This window comes from Streptomyces finlayi (assembly GCF_014216315.1).
GTDB classification, from domain to species: Bacteria; Actinomycetota; Actinomycetes; order Streptomycetales; family Streptomycetaceae; genus Streptomyces; species Streptomyces finlayi_A.
Window position 1 is genome coordinate 4,285,335 of the sequence record NZ_CP045702.1, and the last position, 26,788, is coordinate 4,312,122.

General features: G+C 68.7%; 29 protein-coding genes and 2 pseudogenes. 8 read left to right on the forward strand and 23 right to left on the reverse strand.

The annotated features are described in order from the left end of the window. Nucleotides 1-2 precede the first annotated feature (2 nt). The 14 genes from F0344_RS35960 to F0344_RS19905 all read right to left on the reverse strand — a co-directional run bounded on the left by F0344_RS35960 (nt 3) and on the right by F0344_RS19905 (nt 12,564). Complete coding sequence (locus F0344_RS35960) at nt 3-1,280, reverse strand: hypothetical protein (RefSeq protein WP_258050015.1); 1,278 nt, start codon at nt 1,278-1,280, stop codon at nt 3-5. Nucleotides 1,281-1,394: 114 nt separating this feature from the next. Further along, nucleotides 1,395-1,904 (reverse strand): hypothetical protein, encoded by a 510-nt coding sequence (locus F0344_RS19845; RefSeq protein WP_185300056.1) that lies wholly within the window; start codon nt 1,902-1,904, stop codon nt 1,395-1,397. Nucleotides 1,905-1,963: 59 nt separating this feature from the next. Then, complete coding sequence (locus F0344_RS19850) at nt 1,964-2,461, reverse strand: hypothetical protein (protein WP_185300057.1); 498 nt, start codon at nt 2,459-2,461, stop codon at nt 1,964-1,966. A gap of 26 nt (nt 2,462-2,487) precedes the next feature. Continuing rightward, a complete protein-coding gene (locus tag F0344_RS19855) occupies nt 2,488-3,258 on the reverse strand; it encodes a hypothetical protein (RefSeq protein WP_185300058.1) in 771 nt (256 codons plus the stop codon). 97 nt (nt 3,259-3,355) lie between these two features. Continuing rightward, the gene (locus F0344_RS19860) at nt 3,356-3,928 is read right to left on the reverse strand and encodes a hypothetical protein (protein WP_185300059.1); all 573 of its coding nucleotides are present in this window, start codon (nt 3,926-3,928) and stop codon (nt 3,356-3,358) included. A gap of 135 nt (nt 3,929-4,063) precedes the next feature. After that, nucleotides 4,064-4,699 (reverse strand): hypothetical protein, encoded by a 636-nt coding sequence (locus F0344_RS19865; protein WP_185302778.1) that lies wholly within the window; start codon nt 4,697-4,699, stop codon nt 4,064-4,066. 81 nt (nt 4,700-4,780) lie between these two features. Continuing rightward, nucleotides 4,781-5,251, reverse strand: a complete 471-nt coding sequence (locus tag F0344_RS19870) for a hypothetical protein (protein ID WP_258050016.1) — start codon at nt 5,249-5,251, stop codon at nt 4,781-4,783. Between the two features lie 33 nt (nt 5,252-5,284). Further along, complete coding sequence (locus F0344_RS19875) at nt 5,285-6,790, reverse strand: ATP-binding protein (protein WP_185300060.1); 1,506 nt, start codon at nt 6,788-6,790, stop codon at nt 5,285-5,287. A gap of 26 nt (nt 6,791-6,816) precedes the next feature. Beyond that, complete coding sequence (locus F0344_RS19880) at nt 6,817-7,269, reverse strand: DUF6238 family protein (RefSeq protein WP_185300061.1); 453 nt, start codon at nt 7,267-7,269, stop codon at nt 6,817-6,819. A gap of 34 nt (nt 7,270-7,303) precedes the next feature. Further along, nucleotides 7,304-8,776 (reverse strand): SCO6880 family protein, encoded by a 1,473-nt coding sequence (locus F0344_RS19885; protein ID WP_185300062.1) that lies wholly within the window; start codon nt 8,774-8,776, stop codon nt 7,304-7,306. Nucleotides 8,777-8,918: 142 nt separating this feature from the next. Further along, nucleotides 8,919-10,310, reverse strand: a complete 1,392-nt coding sequence (locus tag F0344_RS19890; RefSeq protein WP_185300063.1) for an SCO6881 family protein — start codon at nt 10,308-10,310, stop codon at nt 8,919-8,921. Between the two features lie 27 nt (nt 10,311-10,337). Further along, nucleotides 10,338-11,027: a hypothetical protein gene (locus F0344_RS19895; protein WP_185300064.1), complete on the reverse strand. Its 690-nt coding sequence runs from the start codon at nt 11,025-11,027 to the stop codon at nt 10,338-10,340. After that, a complete protein-coding gene (locus F0344_RS19900) occupies nt 11,027-11,335 on the reverse strand; it encodes a DUF6112 family protein (RefSeq protein WP_185300065.1) in 309 nt (102 codons plus the stop codon). The genes F0344_RS19895 and F0344_RS19900 overlap by 1 nt, the downstream gene beginning before the upstream one ends. 89 nt (nt 11,336-11,424) lie before the next feature. Continuing rightward, entirely contained in the window at nt 11,425-12,564 is a 1,140-nt protein-coding gene (locus tag F0344_RS19905; RefSeq protein WP_185300066.1) for a C40 family peptidase, read from the reverse strand. 579 nt (nt 12,565-13,143) lie between these two features. Here F0344_RS19905 and F0344_RS19910 point away from each other — a divergent pair. Beyond that, nucleotides 13,144-13,890 carry a DNA-methyltransferase gene (locus F0344_RS19910; RefSeq protein WP_185300067.1) on the forward strand — a complete coding sequence of 249 codons (747 nt, stop codon included), beginning with the start codon at nt 13,144-13,146 and terminating at the stop codon, nt 13,888-13,890. Between the two features lie 96 nt (nt 13,891-13,986). Here F0344_RS19910 and F0344_RS19915 read toward each other — a convergent pair whose 3' ends face one another. After that, complete coding sequence (locus F0344_RS19915; RefSeq protein ID WP_185300068.1) at nt 13,987-14,922, reverse strand: DUF5655 domain-containing protein; 936 nt, start codon at nt 14,920-14,922, stop codon at nt 13,987-13,989. Nucleotides 14,923-15,150: 228 nt separating this feature from the next. Between F0344_RS19915 and F0344_RS19920 the strand changes: the two genes are divergently transcribed. Then, complete coding sequence (locus F0344_RS19920) at nt 15,151-16,377, forward strand: DUF6236 family protein (protein WP_185300069.1); 1,227 nt, start codon at nt 15,151-15,153, stop codon at nt 16,375-16,377. A 729-nt stretch (nt 16,378-17,106) separates the two neighbouring features. Here F0344_RS19920 and F0344_RS19925 read toward each other — a convergent pair. The 4 genes from F0344_RS19925 to F0344_RS19940 all read right to left on the reverse strand — a co-directional run bounded on the left by F0344_RS19925 (nt 17,107) and on the right by F0344_RS19940 (nt 19,870). Then, nucleotides 17,107-17,262, reverse strand: a complete 156-nt coding sequence (locus tag F0344_RS19925; protein ID WP_185300070.1) for a hypothetical protein — start codon at nt 17,260-17,262, stop codon at nt 17,107-17,109. Beyond that, on the reverse strand, nt 17,240-17,947 hold the full coding sequence (locus F0344_RS19930) for a leucine-rich repeat domain-containing protein (RefSeq protein ID WP_185300071.1): 708 nt from the start codon (nt 17,945-17,947) through the stop codon (nt 17,240-17,242). Before F0344_RS19930 ends, F0344_RS19925 begins: the two co-directional genes overlap by 23 nt. Then, complete coding sequence (locus F0344_RS19935) at nt 17,944-18,303, reverse strand: hypothetical protein (RefSeq protein ID WP_185300072.1); 360 nt, start codon at nt 18,301-18,303, stop codon at nt 17,944-17,946. Before F0344_RS19935 ends, F0344_RS19930 begins: the two co-directional genes overlap by 4 nt. Before the next feature lie 109 nt (nt 18,304-18,412). Continuing rightward, nucleotides 18,413-19,870, reverse strand: a complete 1,458-nt coding sequence (locus F0344_RS19940; protein WP_185300073.1) for an ankyrin repeat domain-containing protein — start codon at nt 19,868-19,870, stop codon at nt 18,413-18,415. A gap of 447 nt (nt 19,871-20,317) precedes the next feature. Between F0344_RS19940 and F0344_RS19945 the strand changes: the two genes are divergently transcribed. Continuing rightward, a complete protein-coding gene (locus F0344_RS19945; protein WP_185300074.1) occupies nt 20,318-20,506 on the forward strand; it encodes a hypothetical protein in 189 nt (62 codons plus the stop codon). 442 nt (nt 20,507-20,948) lie between these two features. On the opposite strand, the gene F0344_RS19950 is transcribed toward F0344_RS19945, so the two are convergent. The 4 genes and pseudogenes from F0344_RS19950 to F0344_RS19965 form a co-directional block, all read right to left on the reverse strand. Beyond that, the gene (locus tag F0344_RS19950; protein WP_185300075.1) at nt 20,949-21,338 is read right to left on the reverse strand and encodes a hypothetical protein; all 390 of its coding nucleotides are present in this window, start codon (nt 21,336-21,338) and stop codon (nt 20,949-20,951) included. A gap of 302 nt (nt 21,339-21,640) precedes the next feature. Further along, complete coding sequence (locus tag F0344_RS19955; RefSeq protein ID WP_185300076.1) at nt 21,641-22,057, reverse strand: PIN domain nuclease; 417 nt, start codon at nt 22,055-22,057, stop codon at nt 21,641-21,643. Then, nucleotides 22,057-22,311: a type II toxin-antitoxin system VapB family antitoxin gene (locus F0344_RS19960; protein ID WP_185300077.1), complete on the reverse strand. Its 255-nt coding sequence runs from the start codon at nt 22,309-22,311 to the stop codon at nt 22,057-22,059. Before F0344_RS19960 ends, F0344_RS19955 begins: the two co-directional genes overlap by 1 nt. A gap of 465 nt (nt 22,312-22,776) precedes the next feature. Beyond that, nucleotides 22,777-23,760: pseudogene (locus tag F0344_RS19965) on the reverse strand (tyrosine-type recombinase/integrase); the annotation flags it as partial. Between the two features lie 129 nt (nt 23,761-23,889). Here F0344_RS19965 and F0344_RS19970 point away from each other — a divergent pair. The 5 genes and pseudogenes from F0344_RS19970 to F0344_RS35965 all read left to right on the forward strand — a co-directional run. Next, nucleotides 23,890-24,948, forward strand: a complete 1,059-nt coding sequence (locus F0344_RS19970) for a hypothetical protein (protein ID WP_185300078.1) — start codon at nt 23,890-23,892, stop codon at nt 24,946-24,948. Nucleotides 24,949-25,095: 147 nt separating this feature from the next. Beyond that, nucleotides 25,096-25,431: an ArsR/SmtB family transcription factor gene (locus F0344_RS19975; protein WP_185300079.1), complete on the forward strand. Its 336-nt coding sequence runs from the start codon at nt 25,096-25,098 to the stop codon at nt 25,429-25,431. Then, complete coding sequence (locus tag F0344_RS19980) at nt 25,428-25,709, forward strand: hypothetical protein (RefSeq protein WP_185300080.1); 282 nt, start codon at nt 25,428-25,430, stop codon at nt 25,707-25,709. The genes F0344_RS19975 and F0344_RS19980 overlap by 4 nt, the downstream gene beginning before the upstream one ends. Before the next feature lie 216 nt (nt 25,710-25,925). After that, on the forward strand, nt 25,926-26,303 hold the full coding sequence (locus F0344_RS19985) for a hypothetical protein (RefSeq protein ID WP_185300081.1): 378 nt from the start codon (nt 25,926-25,928) through the stop codon (nt 26,301-26,303). Next, nucleotides 26,279-26,452 (forward strand): annotated as a pseudogene (locus tag F0344_RS35965) (2,3-diaminopropionate biosynthesis protein SbnB); the annotation flags it as partial. The gene F0344_RS19985 and the pseudogene F0344_RS35965, both read left to right, overlap by 25 nt. Between the last annotated feature and the right edge of the window lie 336 nt (nt 26,453-26,788).

Sequence of the window (26,788 nt, forward strand, 5' to 3'; positions counted from 1 at the left end):
GGTCACCGCGCCCGAGGACCAGGGGCCTGCGACGGACGTACGGCCGCGCTGGCGTCCGATGCCCCAGCACCGGAGGTTGAGGAGACCTTGGCCTTAGCCGCTGCGGGCGATGTGGCGAGAGCTGCGCTTCGGGGGTCGGGGAGCCTCGGAGGGTGCGTCTGCGTCTGGTCCTGGGGCTGCGGCGCAGGGCCGACACGAAACAACTCGGCTTCTGAGCCGCTGAGTTCCGACCGTGCTGCGCTGACGAACTCGGCCGCGACGTCGAACCGGTCGGCGAGCCGGTACGACTCGTCGTCGAGGTCTGTGATCTGCTCGCCCGCCGCCTCCAGCGCTTCGCGGACACGCTCCAGTGCGCCGTGTTCGGGATGAAGAAGGTGGTCGACCGCTCGTCGGAGGTCCTCACCGTTCTCGGCAGACCTGATCTGGTCGGTGAGTCGGAGGAGTTCCGCTCCGGCGGTGTAGGGCCCGAGCGGGTTTGCCGGGGTGGCCGTCCGGGCGGTGTCAAGGGAGGGGTCGAGGTCGACGCCGTAGCGGGCGGCGCGGAGCATCTCGGCCGCGTGGGTGGCGATGGCTGCGCGATCAGAGGCCGGGGTGGTGGTGGGAAGGCGATGGCGTCGGCCGTACCAGTCCTCGATCTGCTGGAAGCCGGCGTGCTTGAGGAGCGTGGCGGAAAGGTCGTCGCTGGCGCCCTTCGCCGAGACGCTGCCGCTGGGCTCGGCGGTGATGGTGATGGAGGGGGCAGGCACGTGGGTCTCCTGGGCGCGGGTTGTCGGGTGCGGAGCGATGGGCAGATGGCCCAGCTCGGTGGCGAGGCGGTGGCACTCGGTCTGGAGGCGGAAGGCGTCGCGGTAGGCGTTGTGGAGGCTGCCGTCCTCACGAGCGAGGGTGGCCACGACGTGCACCTGCCGGGGCTGGTTGCGCAGGGCGATCCACCGGCAGGCGTCCGGATCGCCTTCTGGGGCGATGCCGGTGACGGCCACGAGGCGGCGGGCGACCGTGGCCCACTGCGAGTCGGTGAGGTCCGGTCGGCGAGGGTTGGAGCGGACCGAGCAGATCCAAACCGGCCGTTCGGGTGCGCGGGCCCCGAGGCGTTCGACGGGGGCGTCGAGGGCACGGGCCAAGTACGGCAGCGAGCCAGACTCGGCGAGCAGGTCGATCGGGGCTCCGTGGCCGTCGCCCGCGATCAGCCGGGGGCTGGTGTGGTTACCGCGTTCGCCCGGCCCGTACAGGTACGAGAGCAGGCCGGCGGTGTTGCTGGCGCGCTGCAGGTGGGCGATCACGGCGTCTACCTCGAAGGGGAGTGGCGAACAGGAGCCCGGTCTTCGGGCTGTCAGGGAGAGAGGATCCGCAGAATCCGCGATTTGGCCCGGCCGGAGATCACTGGTAGACGCCGCTCACCCCGGGACGTCGAGGCCGTGGTCGTAGGTAAAGTTCGCGCAGGCGGCGCGAGCGAAGTAGGCGTCGTTGTGCAACCGGGCCCAGCGGCCGTCCTGGCGGATGACGGTCGCGACGATGTCGAGCCCGCTGGCCTGGTTGCGCATGGCCACCCATCGGCAGGCCGCCGGATCGGCGTCCGGCTCAATACCTGTGGCGTCGAGAACCTCGCGCGTCAGCTCGAACCAGTCGTCGTCGTCGAGTTCCACGTCGGTGGTGTTGCGAATGGCGCAGTGCCAGGTGAGCCGCCGGGACGCGGTGTGACCGCTCCGCGGTTTCCGCAGCGCGACCGGTTCATCGAGCAGCGATGCCAGGTGCGGCAGGACGACGGTCTCCTGGGCGGTCAGCTCCGGGGACCAGGCGGTAAGCAGGTATGGGGCGAAGCCTGGCTCGCTGCGGTGGAGGTGGCCGAGGAGGTCCGTGGTGCTCTCGGTGCGCCGCACATCGCAGCGCAGGGGGTACTCGGGCATGGGGTATCCAGGTCCTTGATAGGGGAGCCGGTGCCCCGCCGAAGCGAGGCACCGGGCGGTCAGAAGTGGGGGTTCTCGGTCGGCCGGTCGGCTTCGGTGGCTGCCTGGAGCAGTTCCGAGAGGTCGTCGGGCTCGGAGGAGCGCTGGTCGATCCACCACCCGGCACGGGTGACGGTGCGAGCGGCCTCCTCGATCTCCTCCCACTCCGTCTCGCTGGTCTCGCCTTCGAGGACCAGGGCGGTGTAGGCAGCGGCGAGGACCTGGTGGCGACAGCGCACACCCCAGGCGACCGCTCGCTCGGTCCCCTCCAGAGGAGGCATCCGGTACTGCTGAGACCAGGCGTCGGATTCGGCCTGCTCTTCGGCCCGCTTGACCTCCAGCCAGGCGGCCTTGTCCTGCTCGTCGCCGTCCTTGGCGGCCCGCCAGCAGTCGGTGCACTCCTGCTTTGCGAGCCATTCGGCGAAGCCCGCGCGACGGTCGGCTGCCCGGTCGGACAGGTCGCGCTCGGCCTGATGCCCGCAGGAGTGGGTGATCTGCCAGATGGTCTTCACGGCCATGGGAACTGCTCCTTACGGAAGTTGGGTCAGCGATTGCGGGAGAACGCGATGCGCGGGTCGACCGGCCGGGCCGCCGGAGCGGACGCGGCGGGAGCGGGAACCGGCGCCTTGCCCGGGAGGCCGGCGCGGGCTGGGCTGGCGGCGAGCGCGGCGGCGCTAACGGGGAACTTGCGGGTGGTGAAGCCCTGACTGCGCTCGTGGCGCGCGGCTGGCGCGGGTGCAGGAGGGCGGCGCGCACTCACCTCCTGGGCGAGACGGGGCTGCACCGCGACCTGGAGATCGGATCGGTGCATCGACACCGTGGCGCTGGCGACCTTCTCCAGGGCCTCGCTTCGGTCGGCGGTGATGGGCAGCGTGTAGATATCCAGGTTCGGGTTCAGCCGCCAGCCGTGTTCCTCCAGGATCAGTCGGCCGCCGAGCGCGGAGGAGTGGTCGCTGGTGGCCGCGACGATGCCGAGCCGCGGATGCTCGGCGAACGCGACGTCGGGATCTATGCGCGGGGGCCGGTCACGGACGGGAGTCCCACCGGAGGCCAGCGAGGGGTCAAACGCGGCATCCACGTCGACCTGGTAGCCGGCCTTGCGTAGCAGTGCGACGGCCCGGGTGGCGCGACCCTGTCCGTCACGCTGCTGGTCGGCCAGCGCGTATAGCGTCGGCTGGTCAGGGACCGGGTGAAAGTCGAAGCCCTTCAACATCCATGTGCTGGCAGCGAGTTGTTTCGGGTTCGCAGCGACGATGCCGTAGTCGGGGTGGCGGCCGATTGCGATGTCGGGAAGCGAGTCGTAGTGGGTGGGCATTGCTGATCCATCCGGTGCAAGCTCGGGGGCAGAGGCGGTCGAGGGCCGGGATGGTTCTGCTGGTGCGGGACAAGGCGCACTCCAAGGCGGGAAGCGGTCAGCGACCGGGTACGGACGGGGGACGGGCGGCCGGCAGCGCGGGGCGCACGGCCGAAGCGGCTGGCAGTGGTGCTGGGCTCGTGCGCTGAGCGGTCGGCGAGAGCGCGAGGGCAGCAGTCACGCGCGGCGAGGCAGAGCCCGGCCGTGGAGGGACGTCGAGCTGATCAAGACGCGCGTCGACGGCGGCGAGCATCTTCGGGACACTGCCGCCGTGCCGTGCGTGGGGACCGGCTGGCTCCGAGTCGTAGATCACTTCGTGGAGTGTGGAGTCGTTGGGATGCCCGCGGGTCACCAGCCAGCTCTCGGGATGTCCGGGTGGATGGTCGGTCGACGGCTCCTGGGGTGGCGAGACGATCAACGAACTGCCGTCAGGGAGCGCGACGTGGACGATGTAGTCGCTGAGGCCGTACTCGACGGTGCACTCCAGGCCACGCTGCCGAAGGGGAGCGGTGAGGTGCCCGTACCCGTGCTCCCGTTCCGGGGCGCTGGCAGTGGAGTGCAGAGGAGGAGTGCTGGTGCGAGCGGTTACGGCGGCGACCTCCCGTCGGAGGGAGGACTGGTCGGGGTGCATGAGGCTTCTCCATGGCGGGGTGCCCCAGCAGCCGACGACGCGAGCCGCAGGCGCTGGGGCGATGGGGGTAGCGGCGTTCCATGAGGATCCGGCGAATGACCGGTTTGGTACCGCCAAGAATCAGTGCTAGAGGCGTCAGCGGGAACGACGCGGGGCCGCCGGGTTCGACGCGGGCGGTGCAGGAGGCGAAGCAGGGGGAGTCCCGCAGTTGCCTGGTGTGGACCGCGCGAGCGCTACCTGGGCACGTTCAGCCTGCGGAGGCTGATCTGTGTCCACCCGGTTGGCCAAGTAGTCGCCAGCCCGCGCGAGCGCCGGCCCTTGGTATGACAACTCGTCGGCGTAGTGCCAGCCTTCGGAATTGCGGATTTCCTCCGCCCGGCTCGCGTACATCTCTCGCGAACCGGGTTGTGAGGCGTCCATGAGCGCCAAGACCTGGTCCCACTCGTGCCGGATCTGGCCTGCTCGTTCCAGGCTGGTGTCGATGCCGCGTAGCCGCCGGAGGTCCTCGCTGATCGGCCCCTCGACGTAATCGGCACCGCTGGCGGCGGCGCGGACACCGGCCAGTACCTCGGGGCCGTGGGCGAGGAAGACCTCAACGTGCCTCCACGCCTCGGCGTCACGCTTCACCTTCCCGTCCGCATAGCCCTTCTCGTCGATGGGCCAGTTGTCGGTTCCGCAGAAGGAGTCCGAGACTGCATCCCAGGCGTCGGACGCCTGACCGATGCCGGTGGCGGCAGCAGCTAGGGCCGGGACATGCTGCCGCCACGCCAGGTGATCGGCGGTCGATGCTGGCTGGTCTTCATGGAGTGCGGGAATTTCGGGCACGATGGGTCCTTGTTCTTGTGCCTTTGCTCACCGCGAGCGCGGCAGTGAGCGGACGGCGGAGGGTGGGATGGGTGCAGGAGCCTGGGTCTGCTGGCCGACGGAAGGCCCGCTGACCGCCACGGCCGGGGAGATGCGAGCCGCCGCTGCCGCGCGGTGCGAGCGGGAGTGGATCTCGTGGCCCAGGCCCTCCCCCACGAGGTGCAGCTCGTCGCCGAGATCGGTTAGGCGGTCGGTCAGGGCGTCCAATTCGGAGGCGCTGCCACGGGCTCCGTGGGCGCGGCACCATTCCGAGGCGGTTTCGAGCATCTGGTGCAGCCGGGCCACCGCCCCGAAGTCGTCCGTGAGCGCCTCGTGGAACAGCTCGGCGAACTCCTCGGGACGGGCGGCAGCAAGGCGGTCGACCCAGCCACCAGTCGGTGCGATGGTGCGTGGACTCGCGCCCGAGGCGGCACCTCCCCCGTGGACTCGGTGGTCTGGTCGCGGTACGGTTAACGACACGGCTCAACTCCCTTGTTCAGTGCGGTAGTTGAGCTAGGCCGACATTCGGGCGTCGGTGTCGAACAGCTCTCGCTCGGCGGGGTGCAGGATGTGCTGGGTGATGAAGCTCCGGCCCGCGACCTTCCACAGGCCCCGGCCCTTGGTCAGGGCAGACACGGCCTGGGTCTCTACGCCGGTCAGGCCGAGCAGGGAAGCCGCAGCAGCGAGCTGGTCTGGTTCCTGGCGGTAGATGATGCGGGTGGAGCAGTCGGCCAACAGGCCCTCGGCCAGCACTCGGCCGCGCGAGCCAGCATCGCCTGCGCTGAGCAGGTCGCTGAGGCGGTGGATAACCATCAAGTTCGCGATGCCGAGTCCGCGAGAGAGCTTCCACTGCGACTGCATGCGTTCCAGCAGACCGACGTGCCGCATCACCCGCCACGCCTCGTCGTAGATCACCCAGCGCCTGCCCCCGTCCGGGTCGGCGAGCGCGGATTCCATCCATGCCGAAGCGCAGGTCATCGCCAGCACCAAGGCGGTGTCGTCACCGGACCCGCCGAGACGGGAGAGGTCGATGGACAGCATCGGGGTGGTCGGGTCGAAGGCCACCGTCGAGGGAGCGTCGAACATTCCGCTCAGGTCGCCGTGCACCAGCCGGCGAAGCGCATGCGCGAGGTCCTGTGCAGCGGGCCCCATGTGTCCGACCTGGTCGCCGAGGGCACGGTCGAGGCGCTCGGGCGAACCGAGGGCATGTGCGATCTCGCCGAGCAGCGGCACCGTGCCACAGGCGTCGGCCTCGGCGACGACCAGGTCGAGAGCAAGGTCCAGGGCGGTGTGCTCCATCGGCAGGAGATCGCGCTTCAGCACGGTGCGCGCCAGGCCCGCCAGGAGAAGGAGGCGGCGCTTTCGAACCTCGGTCGACCAGTCGCCCTCGCTCACCGAAGCGGGCCGGGCCGGAGCATCAAGCGGGTTCAGTCGACCCGGAAGCCCTGGTCCCAGCGCGATGCTGTAGCCGCCGAGGGCCTGCGCGACGGCCGTCCACTCTCCCTTGGGATCGCAGGGAACATAGACCCGGTAGCCATGGGCAATCGCTCGGGTAGCTATCGACTTGGCCAGCGCGGACTTGCCCATGCCGATGATCCCGGCCAAGACGGCGTTCGGATTCGTGAAGCCCTCGATCCGCCCGCTGCTGTACAGCGAGAACGGGTCGTAGCAGAACGCCGCCTCCGCGTGTACGTCCCGTCCGATGAAGATCCCTTCGGCGCCCAGGCCGCCCTCTGCGAGAAACGGATAGGCGCCGCTGACGGTGGCGGTGGTCATGCGGTGGGAGGGGAGGTTGAGCTTGCCGCCCCGGGCCGAGGAGGAGCCGGGGCGTCCGGACGGCGGGTAGGTCGGCCGCAGTTCCGGGTCGAGGTGTTCCTCGGCGCGGTGCTTCGGTGAGGCTCCGGCGAGGCGGGCCTGGCGGCGGGCCTCGGCGAAACCTGCGCGGGCGGCACGCTGCTCGGCGCGTGACGCTTTGCGGGGGACGAACAGGTGGGAGGCGCTGGCGCGGGTGCGGGGCATGAACGTTTCTCCAGACGGAAGGCGGGTCAGCGGCGGACGAGACCCGTGAACGGCGCGTGCAGGTCGGCCGGGGTGGTGCGGCGGCGCACCAGGTGCGCGGTGCGCTGGTGGCGCTGGCAGATGGTCAGCTCCGGCGCGCCCTCGGGCAGGCCCGCCTGGCACGCCTCGCGTTCGGGCACCTCGCCGGAGTCCGGGCGGGGTGCCGCGTGGTACGCGGCGTGGACGTGGTCGGCGGCCTGCCAGATCCGGGTGCGGGTGGCGCGGAGCTGGTCTCCTTCGACCGGCACGAGCTGGCCGGTGCGGGCGGCATGCGCATCGAGCAGGCCGTGCAGCGAGACAAGATGGGCGTGCAGGGCGTCCAGCTCCGCGCGCGTGGTGACTAGGGGACCACCCGGAATGTTGAGCGCTCGGTGGAAGTCGAGCGCGGCGGTGGCGAAGGGCACGAAGTCCTGCGCGGTCGGGCTAGCGGTGCGGGACATGGGGGTGCTCTTTCGGGGGGAAGGAGGGCCGGCATCAGGCGGCGAGGCCGAGCGGCATGGCGGCGACGGTGAACGCTTCGGCCTGCTGCCAGGTGAGTGGCCGGAGGTCGAGCTGGGCACCGACGGCGGCGGTCTCTACGACGGCGCAGGCGGAGCGGAGTTCCTCCTCCGAGTCCGCCGAAACGGTCAGTAGGCCGGTCAGGGCGACATCCGCGTGGCCCGCGATGAGCTGACGCTCTCGGGACTTGATGTCCTGGTACTCGATCGAGTCCGCCTCGGAATCGACCTGGCCCCGCCGGGCTCGCTCGGCGGCGTCGGCGATCACGCTGGACTTCTTGCGCTGCACGTCGCGCAGGGCGGCGTCCAGTCCCTTCGGCTCGTACGACAGCGACAGCGTGCGCCGGACCCCGGCGGTGAACAGGAGCTGGTGCAGGAAGCCCGCGCTGGTTTCGGTGCGGGGCCAGTTCTCCACCCAGTACGTGGCGTGGACGGCCGAGTCAGTCATGATGTGATCCGACTTCTCGACGACCACGACCGGACCGGCAGCAGCGGGCTCAGCCTCGGGGCGTCCTGCGGTAGACCAACGGTCGAGCGGTGCAAGGGCCTTGGGGTCATACGCGGTTCGCACGACGGCCGCGATCTCGCGGGCGGTGAGCCAGCCAGTGGGGTTGAGCCCGGCGGTTCGCGCGGCCTGATCGAAGGTCGAGGTCAGTTGCGCCAGGACGCTGAAGGACCCGGTGAGGCCGCCACCGGCCTGATTGATCAGCCGCCGTGCGGCCTTGGCGTCCAGGGACACCGCGACGTAAGCCTCGTGCGGTGCCGCCGCCGGGCCGGCGCTCTGGATCAGCTCGCTGTAGATCGCACCTGCTACGGGAGCATGGGGCTGGCCGTGCTCCTCCCAGTACCGGCGCAGCGCGTCACCAGAGTCCGGGACGGTGCGCTCGATCACCTGGATCCGGGCGACCTGACCGGTACGGGCCAGCGCGGCTATGGCACGCCCCCAGCCGTTGACGTTGGCGTTCTGGGTGCCCGGGTCGAGCAGCGCGTAGGCGCGGGAGGACACCTTGACGACGGCGGTCAGCGTGCCGGTGTGGGGGTTGTGGACCGCGCCGTACCGGCGGTCGGGTGCGGTGACCACGCGCAGGCTGGCGGCGGTACCGGGCAGGTGGAGGAGTCCTTCGCGGACCGGGCGCCGGGAAGGCCGGGTGAGCCAGATCAACTGGCCCCGCATTCGGCGCAGGACGTACCGGGTGACGATCGGAGCCCAGTCGGCCAGGGCGCGGCCTCGGTAGCGGACGAAGACGAGGAGGGCGATGGCGGCCCAGACCGGAATGAGTTCGAGGGCGCCGACCACGCCGCGGGTGAGGATCACGGCGAGCAGAAGAAGGCCGGTGAGGCTGACGACGATCAGTTGCGAGGCGGTCAGGCCGAGCAGGATGCCGCGCCGCGAGCGGTGCGGAAATTTGACGCTGGCCGTGGTGGCTTCGGCCTGGGGCTTGTCGGACATGGTGATTCCAGACGGTGGGAGCGGGCGGGGGCGGGGCGCGCGGCGCTCTTCTGGAGGTCATGGCAGGGCTCCGTTTCTGGTGATCGGTGGTGCGGGGCGTGGGGGCGGGCTGCGGGCGCAGCCCGCCCCCGGATGTGAGGGGTCAGGAACCCGACGGCGGCTGGCTGGGATAGATCCAGTTCGTCGGCGTCGGAGAGCCGGTTGCCGACGGCCCTGTGGAGGACGGCGGCGGTGCTGCAGAACCTGCCGGCGGCGCGGTACCAGCGCGGGTCACGCTGCTGCCCGCAGCCGAAGCGGCAGCGAACTGGCCACCCGCGGAGTCTCCTTCGGAACCTCCCGATTCGCCCTCGCCGGATCGGGTGATGAGCGGCGGGATACCGGGGCGCTGGATCAGGGCTCGACCCTTGTCACCGGAAGCGTTCGAGTCTTCGCCGTACCGGAAGCTGGTCTGCGGCTTGGACGGTCCGCCGTCGATGCCCTCCTTGCTGAGGTTGCCGCCGGAGGGGCTGATGCCGGAGGCGACACCGTCGCTGCCCGCGCCGGGGACCTGGCTCGGTCCCTGCGGTGCAGGCGTGCCGGTGCTGGCCTGCATCGCCAGACTGCCCGCGGTCTTCGCAGCCCCTGCGGCGACCGCCATGCCAGCGACGCCGGTGCGGTGCAGGTCGTCGTGGCCTCCGCCGTCGCTGGCCCAGTGGACGAACTTGTATGTGGCGTAAGGGCACAGCAGGACCAGCACCATCACGACGATGCCTGCCATCGCGTCGGACAGCGCGGCCATGCCGTCGTGGGCATCCGACTTGCCCATCGCCGAGACGCCGATGAGGAAGACCACGGTCATCAGGAGTTTCGAGACGACCAGCGTGGCGGTGGCCTCGATCCAGCCGCGCCGCCACCGCTTGGCGACCTCCCAGCCTCCACCGGCTCCGGCGAAGACAGCGAGGGCGACCAGGACCAGGACGCCGACCTTACGAGCGACCATGACGCCCCAGTACATGAACGCGCCGATCGCGCATCCTAGGGCGACCAGAGCTGGGACTCCCCAGCCGAGGCCGTACATCGCCCCCAGTTCGTTGACCTTCACCACACGGCGGATCGCATCGTCGACTGAGCTGTTGGCTGCTTTGAACAGGCCGTCGGACAGGGCGTCGACCACGGTGATGGCCACGGTCGTGAAGGCGATGGCGCAGAAGCTGAAGAGGATGCCCGTCATGGTGCCGATGGCTGCCTGAGCCAGGGCGCGTTCGTCCCGCCGCCAGGCCGCGAACATCAACTGGATGCAGAACGTACCGACGGTCAGCGCGAGCCCGATGGGAAGCAGTAGTTCGTAGTTGTCCCGGAACCAACCGGCGTTGAGATCGATGGCGGTGGTCTGGTTGACGGCCTTCGCAGCGAGGTCTGCAGCGCTGGCTGCCAGTTCGCCCGCCGACTTCGCGATCCATGCTCCGATGCCGTCGGTGACGGCCCCGGCGGGGTTGGTGGCGAAGTCAACAGCACCGCACACCTTGTCCATCAGCGGAAAGTCGCAGACTCCCATGGCGATACCTCCTTTCTGGATTGGTGGTCACGGCGCGACGGACGGCATGACGCCGGCCAGTGCACACGGGTGGGAAGGGCGGCACTGGACCGCGAGGGTGGTGACGCGGTTCTCCGCACCACCGGCAGACGAGCCCTTCCAGGCGATCGACTGCTTGCCGGAGACGGTCACGGCGTAGACGTACGCCTGTGTGATCGTTCCGGGATTCGCCTGAAGGGCCTGGGTGAACGAGTTCGGGAAGTGACCCTCGTTGACCTTGGCGGTGGCGAACTGGTCGTTGGCGGCCATTTCCTTCCACAGCACGGGCGAGGGAACGACCGCGTCGACCGAGGCGGGGTCGGCGTACTTGGTCTCGGTGGTCAGCCACCGGTGCAGGGCGGTCAGCAGCTCTGCCTGGGAGTACGCGCGGGTGTCGTAGGACCACAACGCCTCTGCAGCCGCCTTGCCGAACGCGATCGGATCGTGGGTGTCCGGTGGAGTCGGGAGGGAGCGATGGTGTGACCTCGGCGAGGGTGACCCGGACGGCGAAGCAGCCGACGAGGAAGGAGAAGACGAACTCGCGGGTGGGGCTTCAGCTTTGGAGGAGCCCCTGCCATCGCGGGTGAGGTAGGCAGCCAAGCCGGCGAGGGCGACGAGCACCACCAGAACGGCAGTGCCGAGCAGCGCCCGGCGGCGCACGCGAGATGCGCCGCCGGGGTTCGAGGAGTGGGAAGGCATTAGTGGACCTGCGTCCCCAGCGTGCTGAAGAACGCGACCACGCCGTTTGCGGCACCCAGCAGAAGGGCCGCGCCAGCGCTGACCAGCACGCCCTTCTTGCCGTTGGCCTCGGCCTGATGGCCGCCGGAGTGGTGGCCCCAGGCCCACACGCCCGCGCTGACGGCGAGCGCGCCGACCACTGCGATGATGCCGAAGAGGTTGACGGAGCCCATCACCTGCTTGAGGACGGCGAGGCCCGGCAGCCCGCCCTCGTTCGGCTTGATCCCCGGGTCGTAGGCGAGCTGGATGACCTTGTCGGCGAGATACATAACGAACTCCAGTTCGATTCATGGCACGCTGAAGCCCGAGCGGGCGGAGCGGCGATGCGAGAAGAAGGGGATGAGGGAAGAAGCGCCGGTCAGACGACTCGGCGGGCCGCGAGAATCTGCGATTTCCAGGACGCGAGAGTCGCGATGCGGACCACGTCACCGGTATGTGGGGCGTTGATGATCAGCCCCTGTCCGATGAACATGCCGACGTGTTCAGGGACGTCCGCCGTTCCTTCGGTGAAGACGAGGTCGCCGGGCTGGAGAGCGTCGGCCGAAGCCGCCTTACCCTCCTTGACCTGTGTGTATGTCGTCCGCGTCAAGGTGACCCCGGCGGCCTTGTACGCCTGCTGCATCAGGGAGGAGCAGTCGCACCGGCCCATGGGGTCGGGCCCGTGAGAGTCGGTGCAACTCCCGCCCCACTGGTACGCCGTGTTGAGCTGGCCGAGCGCCCAACGGATCGCTGTCTGGACCTTCGCCGGAGCATCGGCCCCGATCTTGTATCCGGCCGGCACCGCGCCTGCCGGGATGGTCCCGAAGTCGGTTCCGTCCCCGCCGGTCGTACAACCGCCCGCGGTAGTGGAGGCAGGGGTGCCGGCAGAGCCAGACGGAGAAGGGCTCGGCGACGCGCCGCCGGTCTTCGACAGCAGGGGTTCGATGGCCTTCTGCAGGGCGGTGGCCAGGGGCTCCCACTTGGCGTATGCCTCCGGGAAGCCTGACCGCTGTACCGCCTGAGCGGCCTGGGTGACAGACAGGGACTGCCAGCCGGAGACCTTCTGCAGCCCCTCGTAGAACTTGGTCGAGGAGTGGACCGGATCGAGGATCTCGTTCGCCGTGCCCCATCCCTGCGACGGCCGCTGCTGGAACAGTCCCAGCGAGTCGCGGTCACCGTAGGTCAAGTTCCGAAGGCCGCTCTCCTGGAGGGCGGTTGCCAGGGCCACGACCTGCCCCCGGGCCGGAATGTTCATCGCGACGCCTGTGGCCTGGATCGTCTTGGCGTTGGGTACCTGGCCGGCTGGATCATCCAGACCCGGCACGGAGACTGCACCCTTGTCGCCACCGTCCAGGATGGCCTTCACCTGTGAGGCAACGGCCGCGGTATCCACAGACTGTGCATCGCCGGTCGAGCAAGAGGCCGAAGCCGTACCGGCACCGATGGCGAGGATGGGAACGGCCAGCAGTAGCGGGCCGGAGGCGAAGAGACCGACGACGGCTCCGGTGGTCTTCTTCATCGCCGCTGCCGTTCACCGGCACGGCGGTGCCAGTCGGGCAGCGGTATTGGGTCGGGGCGCGGGGGTGTCAGGGCATGCTGCATCGCAGCGGCTCCTCGTGGTTCGTAGGAGGCGCGGTGCCGACTTCTCGTGCAAAGCCGTCGGCACCGCGCCGATGTGAATCCGCCTCTCAGGGCGGGCCCGGGTCAGGGGAGTTGGTAGCTCCCGGACGCCGGTCTCGGGTCAAGCGCGGCAGCCAGCCGCGCTCGTAATCTCAGGCGGAACACCGGTTCTCCTCACGGCTTCTCGGACGAAGGGCTAACGGGCCTGCCGTGCTGCCCATTCGGACGAGACAACACGGATAAGCACAGGTCAGCGAGGGTGGAGCGCTGCTCTGCCCCGGTGACATGGCGAGACAGTAGACCCGGATTCCGGCCGCGCCAAACGGCTCCCGGGCTCGGCCTCGGACAGAGACAACGGCTCGTTAGGCGCGGCCGGAATTCGCGACTAACCTCCGGCGCAACCCCGCTCGAAACGACCGCTGTTGAGCGACGCCCGGAGCGGGTTCAATCCCGCCGTGCCCTGAAAGAGGCCCCGCACATGAGCTACACGCTGCACCGAGGCGATGCCCTCACCGTGCTGAAGACCCTCCCGGACGAGAGCGTCAACGCCGTCATCACCGACCCGCCGTACAACTCCGGCGGGCGTACCAGTTCGGACCGCACCGGTCGCACCGCGCGAGCCAAGTACGTCACCAGCAACAGTGCGCACGACCTGCAGAACTTCCCCGGAGAGAACCGCGACCAGCGTTCCTACCGATCCTGGCTGACCGAACTGCTCACCGAGGCGTACCGGGCCTCGACCGAGCACGCGGTCGCCATGGTCTTCACCGACTGGCGACAGGAACCGACCACCTCGGACGCCCTGCAGATGGCCGGGTGGACCTGGAGTGGCACCATCCCGTGGATCAAGCCCTCCAGCCGGCCCCGCAAGGGCGGGCCGAAGCAGGACTCGGAGTTCATCATCTGGGGCGTCAAGGGATCCCTCGACAACACCCGCGACCTCTACCTGCCGGGTCATTACATCGCCTCCCAGCCCCGCAAGGGCCGTGTCCACATCACCCAGAAGCCGGTCGAGGTCATGCAGCAGCTCGTCCAGGTCTGCCCCGAGGGCGGCACTGTGCTCGACCCGTTCACCGGCAGCGGCTCCACGGGGGTCGCGGCCCTGCGCGAGGGACGCCGCTTTGTGGGCGTCGAGCTGTCCGCGCACTACGCCGACGTCGCCGAGGAGCGGCTGCGCGCCGAACTGACAAAGGACGACTTCGAGCTGGCCGGTCCGGAGGCATGAGCATGAGAGCGGAGAGCCCGGGGTCCGCGGACCGCAGACGCCAAAGGGCGGCTGGAGCATCGAGTAACCGATGCTCCAGCCGCCCTTCTGTTTGCGTCAAGCCGCCTCGAATGCCCGCCGGATCAACGGCACCGCCTTCTCCAGGTCGGCTGCCGAAGCGAGGCGTACCTCCAGGTCCCCGGTCCCGAGGTGCCCGATGCCGCGCATGTCCCGGGTGAAGCCCTCCTCCAGCGCGACCGAATCCGGGTCGAGTCTGAGATAGACCAGGATCGCCTCGTGCTTTGGGCGGAAGAGCACCGACGCCACGTTCACCAGCCGCCGGTAGGCGATGTAGTGCCGCAGCGGCGCCACCTCGACCTCGCCCCATGCCGTGAGCGCGTCGTCCACCTCCGCGTACAGGTCCCGCAGGCACTCCGGTACGAGGCTGGCATCCGCCGGCGAAGGAGCCACCGGGGCCGCCGCCGCGACGTCGACCGCCGCCTCCCGCTCCCGATTTCGCCGGGACGAAGCGGCGGCCGGGAAGCCGGGCGAGGAGTCGACGAGCAGCAAGCTCAGCAGGCCGCCTTCGAAGATCCGGTAGCGCACCAGGTCGATCCGCTCGGGCAGCCGCTGCACGGCCACACGGTCGTGGTGGGAGAAGCTAGCCGCGATACAGACCATCCGAGGTCGACGCCAGTCAATCGACCCGGCAGCCTCCGCGCCCAGCACCTTCCGCACGAGTGCCTCGAACTCGTGGTGCGCCGACTCCAGCCAGGACAGGTACGAGACGGCCTGCGACAGCACCCCGCTGTCGGAGCCCTTTTTGAACTCGATCACTACAGGGCTGCCGTTCTCGTCCAGCCCGAGGGTGTCGATCCGGCCCCGGTGCCACGGACCGGTCGGGTACTCCGACGCTAGGAACCGGATACCGAGCATCGCCTCCAGGCCGGCCTCGACCCGCCGCTGCAGTTCGACCTCCAGCGCCACCGTCGAACCGGGCAGCTCGACGTCCCGCCCGCCTGCGTCTCGCCGGAACAACATCAGCTCGGCCATCACCGTCCCCCTCCCGTGATCGGTACAAGAGAAGCAATCGAAACGGGCAGAGGGATATTCCAGAGGGAAGGGAGCCGACGGCCTCGGGACGGTGGACCGCACTCGCGCAGCATCACCCACGGTGACGAGAGCGCGGCGTCGCATCAGTGGCTACCCTCCTCAACCCGCGCTGCTGGATGATGATCAGTACAGAGGTCAGGCTGGAATTGACTAGGGGTAGTGGGAAGCATGCGGCAGACCGGGTTGTACTACCCGTACGTGCACGTCCAGAACGATGACTGGATGAAGGTGGCGGCCTTGTACTGGCCGCAGTTGGCTCGCGTGGTTCCCCGGGACTACCCCGTCCGGGATTCAGAGACAGGCAAGGCCCTGGCCGATGGACTCGACTTCTTCGTTCCGGTTGAGCCCGGTGCGGCCCCCGCAGCCGTGGAGGCCCCCTTTCTGGAGACCATCCGCGAACACGCCGGGACGTTGCGCCGGTACTACGAGATCCGCGAATGGCAGATCCGCGAGAGCACGGTCGTACCGCCGTCCTTGCGGCGTACCAACCTCTACGTCCCGAACGCCCATAGAGATACCCATTCCGACGGCCGCCCTGGTGGGTACATCGCTCATTTGTACTGGCAGGAGGTCTCACCGGTCCTACGTGAGGCGCTGATCGCTGAAGGGCTGGCCATCAACGCGGACCGCCCCACGTTCGAGGGGCGGGAGACGTCCGGCACGTGGATCTCTATGGACCCGATGCTGGCGTGGGTCTACAAGTGTGCGCTGACCGATGAGCTTGCGCGGCGTAACCACCTGGTGCCGACAACGGACCAGATGGCGGCGCACCGGGCGAGCCAGGAATGGGACACCGAACGTGTCAGGACCGTTCTGCTGCGGGGCCGGCAACCGCGGGCCGACCAGTCCGTGTCCGCGGTTCTGGGAGAGCTGGCCGTCCGGATGGTCCTGCCAGCAGACCTGGCGAATGTGTCGGTCGGTAAGGTGATCGAACTCCGGCAGAAACACGGGGCCGAGTTCGAGACCTTCATGGATGAGGTCGACAGCGTTGCACGTGAGATGCAGGAGCACCTCGCGGAGATCGAGGATCGCGAAGTTCTCGCCGCCCGCCTGCGACAGTTGCACCGGACCCGCTTCGAGCGCCCACTGAACGACCTCAAGGCCGCGATGAAGAGCCTCAAGATCGACGCGGCCACTGGAGTGCTCAACGTTCAGACGGAAGCGCCTGCAGTCTTGGGAGCCGTGGGCGGCTATGCGGCGGGAGGGCTGCCCTACGCCTCCGCCCTTGGCCTCGCTTTCGGCCTGGTGGGCTACCAGCGGCAGATCAGCAAGCAGCGCGACGAGGCCCTCAGCAATTCCCCGGTTTCCTTCCTCCTTCAGGTGGAGAACGGCCTGCGGCCCACAAGCGTGATGCGCCGCCTCACCCATCGTGCCCCCCGCGTGCTCGGGGCGTGACGGCGGATGCGCGCTGCCTGGAGGTCAGGGCGTTGGGTGAGGTAGTGGCTGTGTCGGCAGGGCGTCACGTCGCAGAGTCCCGCCCGCCGCTTCTGCCGGCAGCGGTACGAGCATGCACGGGGCTGGCCGGAGGAGGAGTACACGGTGTGGCCTGTAGGAGTCCGACAACCCCATCGATACGGCGTCTTGTCGTCTGCTGGGCCAGTCTCGGTGGCCAGCCGGTGGCCGGATGCCTTTGGACAGTGCATCACGAGGTAGCAGGGGTCAACCCGTCGCATGTGCTCTGATCAGGCACGACATCACCCGACGGCATCACGCAGCATCCGGCGGCATGATCGCTCACGGTCTCGTAATGCGTAGGTCTCGGGTTCGAATCCCGAAGGCGGCTCCAAGGTGAACCCCAGGTCAGGCCTCTGACCTGGGGTTTCTTCGTTTCGTTGACCTTGGGATTCGGGCTAATCGGATGCTCATGGTCTACGCATCGTAATGCGTAGGTCTGAGGTTGACGGTCGGTAGTGATTCTGCCCTGCAAGGCTGTGAACTGGCCTTTTGTCGCTCGCCGTCGATCCGCCTCGGCCTGTTCGGAATGGCGTGGTGGCCATTTGGTGGCCAAGCGTGCAGCCACCGTGCAGACCGGCTCCTGCTCAGCCGCACAACTGGAGGCACACAGGGGAACGGCTGTTGTGCCAACCCGATAACCGCGCGTTCCAACTGAGCTGCACCGAAGGACTACTTGCCAGTTCCGCTGAGGTGAGCCGCCCATGGGTAGTAAACGTAGTCGAATGCTGACGGCGCCCCGGTGATCTTGCTCCCGAGCCGCACGTCGTTCGTCAGCTGGATGCCGGAGAACATCGGATTCATCTCATCGTGCAGCTTCTGCTCCATCTGCACGACCAGCTTGGAGCGGGCGCTGTCGTCCTTCGTGCCGATCGCTTTGGAGTAGAGCCCGTCGATGCCGCTGTAGCCGGACTGGTTGAAGGTGCCGCAGGTTCCGCAGCCGGCCGATGGACTCGGGCAGCCCGGTCAGCTGTGCCCCGGCCAGGGTGAGTTCTTCGAGGGAGGCCAGCTCGCCGATCCGCGGGTCGATTGTCTTGAGCTCGGCGTTGCCCGCCAGGGAGAGGACCCGCAGATTGGGGAAGGAGAGGAGTTGCTCGGGGAAGTGCCTCAGCTTGCGTTCGGACAGGTCGAGTTCGGTCACCTCTTCCGCCCGGCCCAGCAGCGCGTCCAGCTCCTCCAGGGTGGCCAGGTGGCTCGGCCGCACCCCCGCCCGCAGCACCTGCCGCCCCTCGCGCAGGGCCTCCTGGATCTTCCGCGCGTCGGCCATGCCGTGGTCGTCGAGGAGCTCGGGCAGCAGGACGGCGTCCAGGGCCTGCGGCTGCTCGGCGAAGACCAGGTTGAAGTACAGCATGCCGATGACGAGTTGGGCGCGGGTGCGGCCGCGCACCGTGAGGATGCCGCCGTCGTCCCCGTGCGAGGTGCAGACGCCGCCCGCCACCTCCAGGTCGCCGTGCACCACTACGTTCGGGCAGCCGGACAGGAACACGTTGCGGGCCCGCAGACTGCCGCTCACCACGTAGAAGTTGCCGCCGCTGTCGTCCCACCAGTCCAGGTCGCCGCGACGGTGAGATCACCGTTCACGATGGTGTTGTACGGCACCCAGTCGCTGTCGCCCTCCGGCTCCAGATGACCCGTGACGTGCAGACCACCCTCGTACAGCCTGATCTCCTGATCTCCTGATCTCCTGATCTCCTGCTCGCCGGCGAAGTCGGCGTACGGGTAGCCGACGTCGGCGGAGACCCGGAACCGCTGCTCCGCCTCCTCGACGGTGATGACGCGGTACCCCGGCGGTGCGTGCACGGTGGTCATCGGGATGGACGCCGGATCGCTGATCCGAGGCTCCTCGTGGGTCATCTGCGGCTGCTCCATGGGCGACGGGTCTGACAGGGGGGCGAATGCGGTGGGGAATGAGGTGGCCGGCGTATGGCACGCGGTGGGCTGTCGCGCCCGGCGGATGCCGTACCGGGGGGCCGCTCGTTCAGTGGCCCTCGGGAGCCGCGTCCACGCGGAAGACGGGCAGCCCTTCGCTCAGCCGGGTCATGAGCAGCCTGCTGTCGAGCATTTCTTCGTCCTCGTCCTCGTCGGCGGCGAAGACGTCGTCCACGAGGAGTTCGCGCAGCTGCTCCTGTACGCCGTCGCCGTACCCCTGCTGGTAGTCGTCTTGGTCGAAGTAGAGGTCCGCTTCCACGGTCGCGATGGTCTCGTGGTCGTCCTCGATGACCAGGCGGGCGTGGATCCTGCCTGCCTGGAGCGTGTGGTCGTTGTAGAAGCCGTAGACGACCTCTGCGTGGATGTCACCGCATTTCACGTCGCCGTCGGTGAACACCCCGCGGGCGGTGACATCGCCGCAGACGGCCACGACCGAAGCGGGGCCGCAGTCCGCCAGCACGCCCTCGACGGTCAGTGAGCCGGTCAGCACGAAGGGCGCAGCCACACGGAGATGTCCCTTCACCACCAGGTCACCGTGGTGGAAGAACGGCGTGTCCACGAGCCGGTCACCGAGCAGGGTGCGGGTGGCCCCGGTGTCGCCGAGGGCCTTGGCGCACATCTCCGGTACTGAGCCGAGCAGGTCGGGGTCGATGCCGTCACTGAACCGGGCGGCGAGCTCCTGGTAGCTGTCGAGGTCCGGCTCCACGAGCTCGGCAAGCCAGCCACTGTCGTCGGGGATCCCGGCGGCCTCGCATACCGCGGCCCGCTCGGCACGCATCACCCCGGCCACCTGACGGACCGCGCCCATGTCGATGGGCAGCGGCCCGCCTTCGACGACGGGGTAGCGCACCCGCGCGGGGGCGCCCGCCGCCTTTAGTACGGCCACGGTCTCCGCCTGTGCCTGGCGCTCCGCGAACCCGAGGGGCGTCCGGCCCAGGCCATCGACCGCGGCGGTGTCGGCGCCGCGCTCCAGCAGCAGCTTCACCAGCTCCGGCCTGCGCGAACGGACGGTCGCGTGGAGCGGGGTGTCACCGCGGTCGTCGACCGCGTCGATCGGTGCGCCGTGGTCGAGCAGGAACGCGTAGACCTGCTGGGTCACGTCACTGTGGTGGGCGAGCGATCCGCCGGTGCGCAGTCCGCTGGGGCCGTCAAGCCGGGCACCGTGCTCCACGAGCAGTGCCAGCACCTCCACCGAACGCCGCACCCGCTGTGCCTCCGCCTCCGCACCGCTGCGCGCGACGACCCATCCAGCGGGCGTGACACCCTTGCTGTCCGTGGCGTGCACATCGGCGCCGCACTCCAGCAGCGCGCGTACGACCTCCAGGGACGGCAGCGGGCCATCGCCGTCGTACGGCGCCTCCACGGCCCGGTGCAGCGGGGCGGCCCCCTGCTCGTCGCGTGCCGAGACATCCGCCCTGTCCGCGATCAGGGAACGGACCAGGGCTGCCCGATCCGAGGCATCGCCGCCATGGGCAGGGGTGACAGCAGCAAGAAGGGATTCACTCATCGATTCACTCATAGTGAGGACCGTAGGACGTACCTCTGACAGTGGGCCGGGCCTGCCGGCCGACCGGCCCTTCACCACGTAGAGCACATCAAAGTCGGCCGTAGGCCGCGATCAGGCCGGTTCCGCGAGTTTCCGTAGCCGATTGGGTAGTTCTACTGATGCTCTCGCCGGACGTAGTAGGGGAATCCCCCGTACTCGGCCGCATGGCCGAGGTCGGGACCGGGGAGGGTCCGGGGCCGGTAAGGGAAGGACGATCGGTTCGCGCAGGGCACCGCGTCCCGGTCATATCCCGTTGGGGGAACGGATCCTCCTGCCGGGCGCGGTCGAGCACTTCGCGCAGGAACTCCACGAAGGTGATGCCGCCGTCCATCCGGTCGGTCCGGGCCTTGTCGTGGTACCAGACGTGGACGCGGTCGTCGTCCTCGGGAGAGCGCAAACGGTATACCGGTGCCCGGTACGCACGTCGTCGATCTCCAGTTCCCGCAGGGCGTCTTCGACCATGACCGCGGTCTCCTGCCGCAGCCCTTCGGTGTCCATCCGCCGCGCACGGCCGTGCCGTGCCGAGCCCGGGCTGTCGAGGAGGGCGACCGCCAGCCGCCCCACGTCCGCCCGCAGTCCAGGCCGCTCGGCGAGTAGGGACTCGAGTACCTGCCCCTTCTCGGCCGCAGTCAACTGACCGTCGTGTCCGGCGGATCGACCGTGTCCGCGTCCCGCGCAGGAGCCGGCGCCCAGCGGAGACCGGAGCGATGGCGTCGAGAGCGAGTGCCACCGCGTGCGGGCAAAGCGTGGTGACCCTGGCATCCGCGCAGTGGCATTCGCCGGTCAGACGGCGGTCGACCAGGCCCACCCAGACGTCGTACGTTCCATCGTCCGTGGTCACCGAGCCGCTCGCGCCGCCGTCGGCGGCCACGGTGTCGGAGACCGTGGCCGCGTCCCGCGTCCCGCAGCCGCAGCCGCGTCCCGCAGCCGCAGCCGCTGCCCGGCGCGGAAGGATTCGTCGGTCGTGGACGTCTTCACGGCTGTCTCGTTCACTACCGCTGCCATGTCCGCCATGCAACAACACCGCCACCGCACGACGCTACCGCGCCCGGTGCCACGGGGGGCATGACGGTGCGAGGCGTACGGCCAGGCAGGACAGTGGCCCGGGTGGGAGGTCTGACAGGATCCCGGGGCGACCCGTTTCCGCTCCGTGCACACTGATCATCTGCGCGATATGCCGGCCCAGGCCCTCGCCGACGTGCTCCGGACCCGTCCCGATGTCGCGGCCCCACCACTGCCCGGACTCCCCGAGCACCTCGCGGTCCGGCTTGCCGATCCTGACCGTGTCCAGGCCGCCGAAGAGTGCCTGGGCCGCCCCGAGGCGCAGGTGCTCGAAGCTGCCAGGGCCTGTGCCGCCGAGATCGTGGCCCCGCGCGCTCCCACCGGCAGGAGGCGTCGTCCATGGATTGACGATGTCGCACGGCGACACGGGCACATTCGCGCGGCCAGCGCACCCAGTTGACTGTGGAGCGAGGACCAGGCGCTCATCTCGGAACTGTCGGCGAACCGGGCGCTGGCTTCCCTGGGACTACGCCGGATCGCCCCGACGGCGCTGCTCGGCGCGCGACCGCTGGGAGAGGCACCGCTCAGCGCCATCCGGAATGATTTTGCGGGCCCCTCGTATGCGTAAGTCTCGGGTTCGAATCTTCCTGTTCGGCCAAAGCCCAACTGGTCCGCGCCGGTGCACCGCGTCAGACATCTCATCGGAGGTGGGGAAGGCCGGCATTCTCATCAGTCGGCGCTGCCTGGCGGGACGACCCATTCGGTGGGTTGGCCGGTGAGGGAGGCGATCATGTCGAAGTCTCCGTCGTAGTGGAGGACCGTTCGCCGGTTCAGTTCCGCTGTGGCGGCGATCAGCAGGTCGGGGAGGGACAGAGCGCGGTGGAAGCCTGCATTGAGGGCATGGCGCTGGATCTCGAGAGCGCGGGTGAAGGTGTCGTCGTCGGTGCGGAGGTAGTCGAAGGCGTGGAGCCAGGTGCTGATCCGTGTTGCTTCTGAGCTGCCCCGTGCGGAGTGGATCATCTCGAACTCGGTGGGCTGGCATACGGCGAGGAGGTAACGCTCATGCAGGGGCTTGAGCACCTCCTTGACACTCGGTTTCGTCCAGCGGGCGAGGGCGGACTTGTCGATCAGGTAGCGGTCCCGCATCAGGCGGCCTGGCCCCCGCTGTGGTCACCGTGGTGCTTGAGGGAGCCGTCGGCGTTGCGGGGGCCGGTGCTCTCGACGATCTCGCTGAAGTCGAGCTCGCCGGCATCCATGGCGTCGAAGAACTCCTGTCGCAGGTGTCGCTTGACGGCGTCTTCCATGGCGAGGCGGACGGCTTTGGCCTTCGTTTTGGTCCCGAAGATGCGCATGGCCTCGGTGACCATGTCTTCATCGAGGTCGATGACGGTTCTGGCCATGTGGATGGTCCCTTCGCAGCTGCTCCTGTCAGTGAAACGATACCATTTATCGGCTATGGTAGATATCGTTTCAAGCGGAGGTCTCGTCGCGGATGGAGGCTGCGGCGTTCGTGGTGAAGTGCCGCGTGGTCGCCCCTTGGGGGAAATGGACAGTCGTCCTCATGCCGGCCTCCGTCCCTGCCAGGGGTCTCGTCAGAAGCGATGGGACGGCGAGGGGTAGCCAGCCAAGCAGCCCGGCCGGTGGACAGCCGGTGGACAGACGCCTTTGGACGGTGCATCAGGGGGTAGTGCAGGTAGACCTGTTACACGTGGCCTGATCAGGAAAAACGTCACTGGGCGGCACAACGGGGCACCTCGCAACATGATCGCTCATGGTCTCGTAATGCGTAGGTCTCGGGTTCGAATCCCGAAGGCGGCTCCGTTGAAGCCCCAGGACTCACTAACCGTGACCTGGGGCTTTTGCTTTTACTGGATGCGGCGACGACGCCGAGCGCGGGCCGCGCGAGTGTCGACGGTCTCAGTTCTGGTCTCAGTGGGGCCCGGATCCGGCTTCGTTGGCGAGGGGACGAAGAACTCGCCCATGCGACGCATGGCGTCCTTCGATAGGTGAGACCGCCCCTTCACGTACCGCCGGGTTTGACTGATCTGGGTGTGCCGAAGGATCTCCATGATCGTGGGCATGTCCACCCCCAACTCGTTCAGGATCGTGCCGGCCGTGTGGCGACTGCCGTCAAACAGGCGGCGGTCGTCGATACCCGCTTCCCCAAGCAATTGCTTGAACTCTTCGTAATCGGCGCGTGGGTCGAGGGGGCGCCCATCCGGCCGTGAGAACACGACGTCCTACTCCTGCCACAGCTCGCCCGCTGCGGCCCGCATTGCCTCCTGCCGGGCCCCGTGGTCGTGAAGGAGGGAGATGAAGACTGGCGGAATCGGGACAGCATTCCGGCTCTTCTTTGTCTTGGGGCGCGTGAAGACGAGACCACCCCCCTTGCGCTGCGGGCACGCGCTCGCATGGCTCGTGCACGTCTTGGGGCATGGCTTCGGGCAACCGCGCTTGTAGCCCTTGTGCGTGGTGCAGGCCGGCGGGCATGGTTCGAAGCGGTGAAGGCGCGCGCCGCAGACGTGAGCCCCGCCGCAGCCGTGGCGCCAGGTGAGGCGCTGAAGCTGCCACTCGGGCCGGAAAAGCTCCGCCTCCAGGTCCACGTACGACCACCGCAGACCGAGGGTCTCGCCCTGCCTGAACCCCATGCCGACGCCCACGATCCACCGCATGAAGGTAGGACGCTGAGCGGCGGCTTCGAGGAACGCTTTGGCCTCTTCCTTGGTGAAGGGATTGGCCTCCGTCTCGTCGACGCTCGGGGGATCCACGAGGGTCGCGACGTTCTCAGCGATGATGCGGCGGCGGTGGGCAATCTTGAGAGCCCTGGACAAGATGCGATGCCGTCGAACCTGGCTGGCACGCCGGTTGCCTCGTCCAGGGAGGGAGCATGCCATGTCGTCATTGCGTGTGACATAGGAGGAACATAGAGACGGCCCGAATACTGGGCGGGCTGGCATTCACCGCTTCGATGGGATGGCATGAACCCGAAAAGACGCAACGTCACGTTACTGGCCGCGACGTTCCTCGCCGCCTCCGCAGTGACTGGCATCGCACCGTCCGCCCAGGCCGCCCCTCAGGCCGCTGCCCAGGCCTGCGCGTACAAGGCGACCCACCTGCCGGTGCCGGAGGGCATCAAGGCCGGGGCCGTGACGGCGACGGCCGGGGCCGGACTGTACGCGGGGGAGGTCGAGTTCCCCGGGGAGGACTCGCTGCAGCATGCCGTCCTCTGGTCGGGCGGTAAGGTCACAGACCTGGGGCCCGCGGCCGGCGCCGACTTCGACCTCATGATCAGCGACGTGAACACCAGGGGCACCGTCGTGGGGCAGGGCGCCGAGATCACCGGTGTGACGGAGGGCTTCCCGTCCTGGTCCTGGTTCCCGGTCGTCTCCCGCAACGGCAAGCTGGAGAAGCTTCCGGTGCTTCCCGACACCCACGACGTGCACACCAGCGCGATCACGGAGAACGGGGACATCTACGGCCACGGCTACGGCGCCGACCCGAACTACACCGAGGTCTACAAGTGGCCGGCCGACCAGCCCGGCACCGTGGTCAAGCTGCCCGGGCTCCCCCGCGGCAGCCAGGTCGAGGGCGTCGACAGCGACGGCACGGTGGCGATCACGGTCGTCGACAACCGAAAGGGCACCTGGCTGCCGTACCTGTGGAAGGACGGCGTCGCCAAGCAGTTGCCGATCCCGGCGGGCGCGGCGCACGCCCAGGTCACGGGGATCTCGAACGGCTATGTCATCGGTAAGGCCTTGACCTCCGACTTCGACCCGTCCGCCGTCCTATGGAACAAGGACGGCAAGGCGACGGCCCTGCCGACGGGGCAGAGCGCCTCCGCCATCAACAGCCAGGGCCTGATCCTCGGTACCGACAAGAAGCTGGTTCCCAGCCTGTGGCAGCTGACCACCGGCGTGGGGGCCGCCCCGAGCGACGGCATGTTCTACGCGCTCACCGGCGACGGGACGCTGGCGGGCGCGAAGGCCCGCACAGGCAGCACCTTCCCGCGGTTCCCGGCCGTGTGGCGCTGCAGCTGATCTGCACCACCACCAGAAGGGCGTCTCGCCGGTCGGCGGGCGCCCTTCGCCGTTCCATGGGCCCGTTGTTGCATGTGCTCACTCCACGAAGCAGTTGACACCTCGCTCTAGCACCTGCAAGTATTTGTTTGCAGATAGAGGAGGGGCATGGAGCTTTCCGAAGTGACGGGTGACCGGCTGGTGCAGATCCTGGCCACGCTCGCCAACCCGCACCGGATGCGCATCCTGGCCACCCTGGCGGGCGGCGAGGACTACGTGAGCCGGCTGGCGCGCAAAATGGGGATCAGCCGTGCGCTGCTCCAGGTCCACCTGCGCAAGCTGGAAGCGGCAGGGCTGGTCACCTCGAGACTCGTGCTCTCCGAGGACGGCAAGGCCATGAAGTACTACGACATCGAGCCGTTCTCGCTGCACCTCACGCCCGAGGCCCTCGCAGCGGCCGCGCTCTCACTCACCGCTGACCAAAGTAAAGGAGACCGTAAATGAGCCCTGTGCGGCTGGCCGCTTACGACGACGGCATGATCTGGTCCTTCGGGTCCATGGGATTCATCCTCTTGTGCGCGGTTCTCGTGATCTGGCCGACGATCGCGGTGTGGCGTGCCAAGACCATGATGTCCAGGGAGAGCGACTACAAGAGCATCGCGGAGAAGGCGGTGATCGCCCAGCAGGACATGGAGCGGGAACTGGTCGAGGTGCGCCTCCAGCTCAACGACGTGAGCGACCGGGTCAAGACCGTCGAGCGGGTCCTCAAGGACGTCGAGTGACTCGACGCCGCCCGGTTGTACGTCTCCGGGAGTCTCTTGAAGATCTTGCTCCGGCCGCCCGGTTCACCCTGGATCGCCGGTAAATGTCAATCCGGTTGAACCGGTGCAAGCCGGACGCATTTTCAAGAGCGTCATCAGACTCCTAGGGGCTCATCCTCAGAGCCCCTCACCCGCACCCCCGGCTGGGCGGACAACTCCGTGTTCAGGAACGCCGTAATGACCGAGACGCCGACGGCCGCCCTGGCGGTGGCCCCCGAGCCGGCGGCCGAGCCCGCACCGCGCCAGGGCGGAGTCCGTCCGCCGGGTGCCGGCGGTGACCTGGTGCTGGCGAACAGCGGCATCGTGGTCCGGCTGGTTCCGAACCCGGCTTTCGACGGCCGCCCCGCACTCGCCCTGCTGTCCGATGACGAACCGGTGGCGCTGACCCCGGCCCTGGCCGGTTCCGGCCGAGTGCTGGCCGGGGCGCTGCACGGCCGGCGCGGTGAGCGGCCGTGGTCACTGACCTGGGGCCGGTTGCTCGCCGGTGAGTTCAGCGTCTGCGCGGAGTTCGTCGGCGAGACGCAAGGAGGCGCCCCGCGCACGGCACCGGACTGATCGCGCGGTACATCCACACCTACCTCACGGGCACCGACTGGTCCTTCGAGGAGACCGGGCCGTACGACCTGTCCGCGGAGTCCGCCGAGGGCTTCCGCTCCTACCTCGGAAGCACCGGCGACGACAGCCGGGTCACTGTGCACGACAGCGTATCTCCCGGACCAGCGACCGATTGTCGTCGCGCTTCCTGCGTTCCTGGAAGTCCCGGCGGATCAGCAGCAGGGTGAGCAGCGACAACAGCTGACCGAGGGCGGCGAAGGCGAATGGCAGCCAGCGGGTCAGGGCGAGCGGCGCGGTCCTCAGCGGCCCGCCGATGAGCCCAGCAGCTGGTGCGACCCGTGCGGCTGAACCCGGCGGATCTGCTCGACGTAGTCGTCGGTCATCTCCTCGATCGTCCGCGAAGTCGGGCCTGGCGCTGGAGCAGCACTGCGAGTCGGCGCTGCGTAGCCGTCTCCTGCTGGAGAGCCGAAGCGCGCATGCCGGCT

Bases quoted from the DNA above. Each gene is read 5' to 3' on its own strand.
- F0344_RS19845 (WP_185300056.1), bottom strand. From the start codon at position 1,904: ATGCCCGAGTACCCCCTGCGCTGCGATGTGCGGCGCACCGAGAGCACC.
- F0344_RS19850 (WP_185300057.1), bottom strand. From the start codon at position 2,461: ATGGCCGTGAAGACCATCTGGCAGATCACCCACTCCTGCGGGCATCAG.
- F0344_RS19855 (WP_185300058.1), bottom strand. From the start codon at position 3,258: ATGCCCACCCACTACGACTCGCTTCCCGACATCGCAATCGGCCGCCAC.
- F0344_RS19860 (WP_185300059.1), bottom strand. From the start codon at position 3,928: ATGCACCCCGACCAGTCCTCCCTCCGACGGGAGGTCGCCGCCGTAACC.
- F0344_RS19875 (WP_185300060.1), bottom strand. From the start codon at position 6,790: ATGCCCCGCACCCGCGCCAGCGCCTCCCACCTGTTCGTCCCCCGCAAA.
- F0344_RS19880 (WP_185300061.1), bottom strand. From the start codon at position 7,269: ATGTCCCGCACCGCTAGCCCGACCGCGCAGGACTTCGTGCCCTTCGCC.
- F0344_RS19885 (WP_185300062.1), bottom strand. From the start codon at position 8,776: ATGTCCGACAAGCCCCAGGCCGAAGCCACCACGGCCAGCGTCAAATTT.
- F0344_RS19890 (WP_185300063.1), bottom strand. From the start codon at position 10,310: ATGGGAGTCTGCGACTTTCCGCTGATGGACAAGGTGTGCGGTGCTGTT.
- F0344_RS19895 (WP_185300064.1), bottom strand. From the start codon at position 11,027: ATGCCTTCCCACTCCTCGAACCCCGGCGGCGCATCTCGCGTGCGCCGC.
- F0344_RS19900 (WP_185300065.1), bottom strand. From the start codon at position 11,335: ATGTATCTCGCCGACAAGGTCATCCAGCTCGCCTACGACCCGGGGATC.
- F0344_RS19905 (WP_185300066.1), bottom strand. From the start codon at position 12,564: ATGAAGAAGACCACCGGAGCCGTCGTCGGTCTCTTCGCCTCCGGCCCG.
- F0344_RS19910 (WP_185300067.1), top strand. From the start codon at position 13,144: ATGAGCTACACGCTGCACCGAGGCGATGCCCTCACCGTGCTGAAGACC.
- F0344_RS19915 (WP_185300068.1), bottom strand. From the start codon at position 14,922: ATGGCCGAGCTGATGTTGTTCCGGCGAGACGCAGGCGGGCGGGACGTC.
- F0344_RS19920 (WP_185300069.1), top strand. From the start codon at position 15,151: ATGCGGCAGACCGGGTTGTACTACCCGTACGTGCACGTCCAGAACGAT.
- F0344_RS19925 (WP_185300070.1), bottom strand. From the start codon at position 17,262: ATGGAGCAGAAGCTGCACGATGAGATGAATCCGATGTTCTCCGGCATC.
- F0344_RS19935 (WP_185300072.1), bottom strand. From the start codon at position 18,303: ATGGAGCAGCCGCAGATGACCCACGAGGAGCCTCGGATCAGCGATCCG.
- F0344_RS19940 (WP_185300073.1), bottom strand. From the start codon at position 19,870: ATGAGTGAATCCCTTCTTGCTGCTGTCACCCCTGCCCATGGCGGCGAT.
- F0344_RS19955 (WP_185300076.1), bottom strand. From the start codon at position 22,057: ATGCGGGACCGCTACCTGATCGACAAGTCCGCCCTCGCCCGCTGGACG.
- F0344_RS19960 (WP_185300077.1), bottom strand. From the start codon at position 22,311: ATGGCCAGAACCGTCATCGACCTCGATGAAGACATGGTCACCGAGGCC.
- F0344_RS19970 (WP_185300078.1), top strand. From the start codon at position 23,890: ATGAACCCGAAAAGACGCAACGTCACGTTACTGGCCGCGACGTTCCTC.
- F0344_RS19975 (WP_185300079.1), top strand. From the start codon at position 25,096: ATGGAGCTTTCCGAAGTGACGGGTGACCGGCTGGTGCAGATCCTGGCC.
- F0344_RS19980 (WP_185300080.1), top strand. From the start codon at position 25,428: ATGAGCCCTGTGCGGCTGGCCGCTTACGACGACGGCATGATCTGGTCC.
- F0344_RS19985 (WP_185300081.1), top strand. From the start codon at position 25,926: ATGACCGAGACGCCGACGGCCGCCCTGGCGGTGGCCCCCGAGCCGGCG.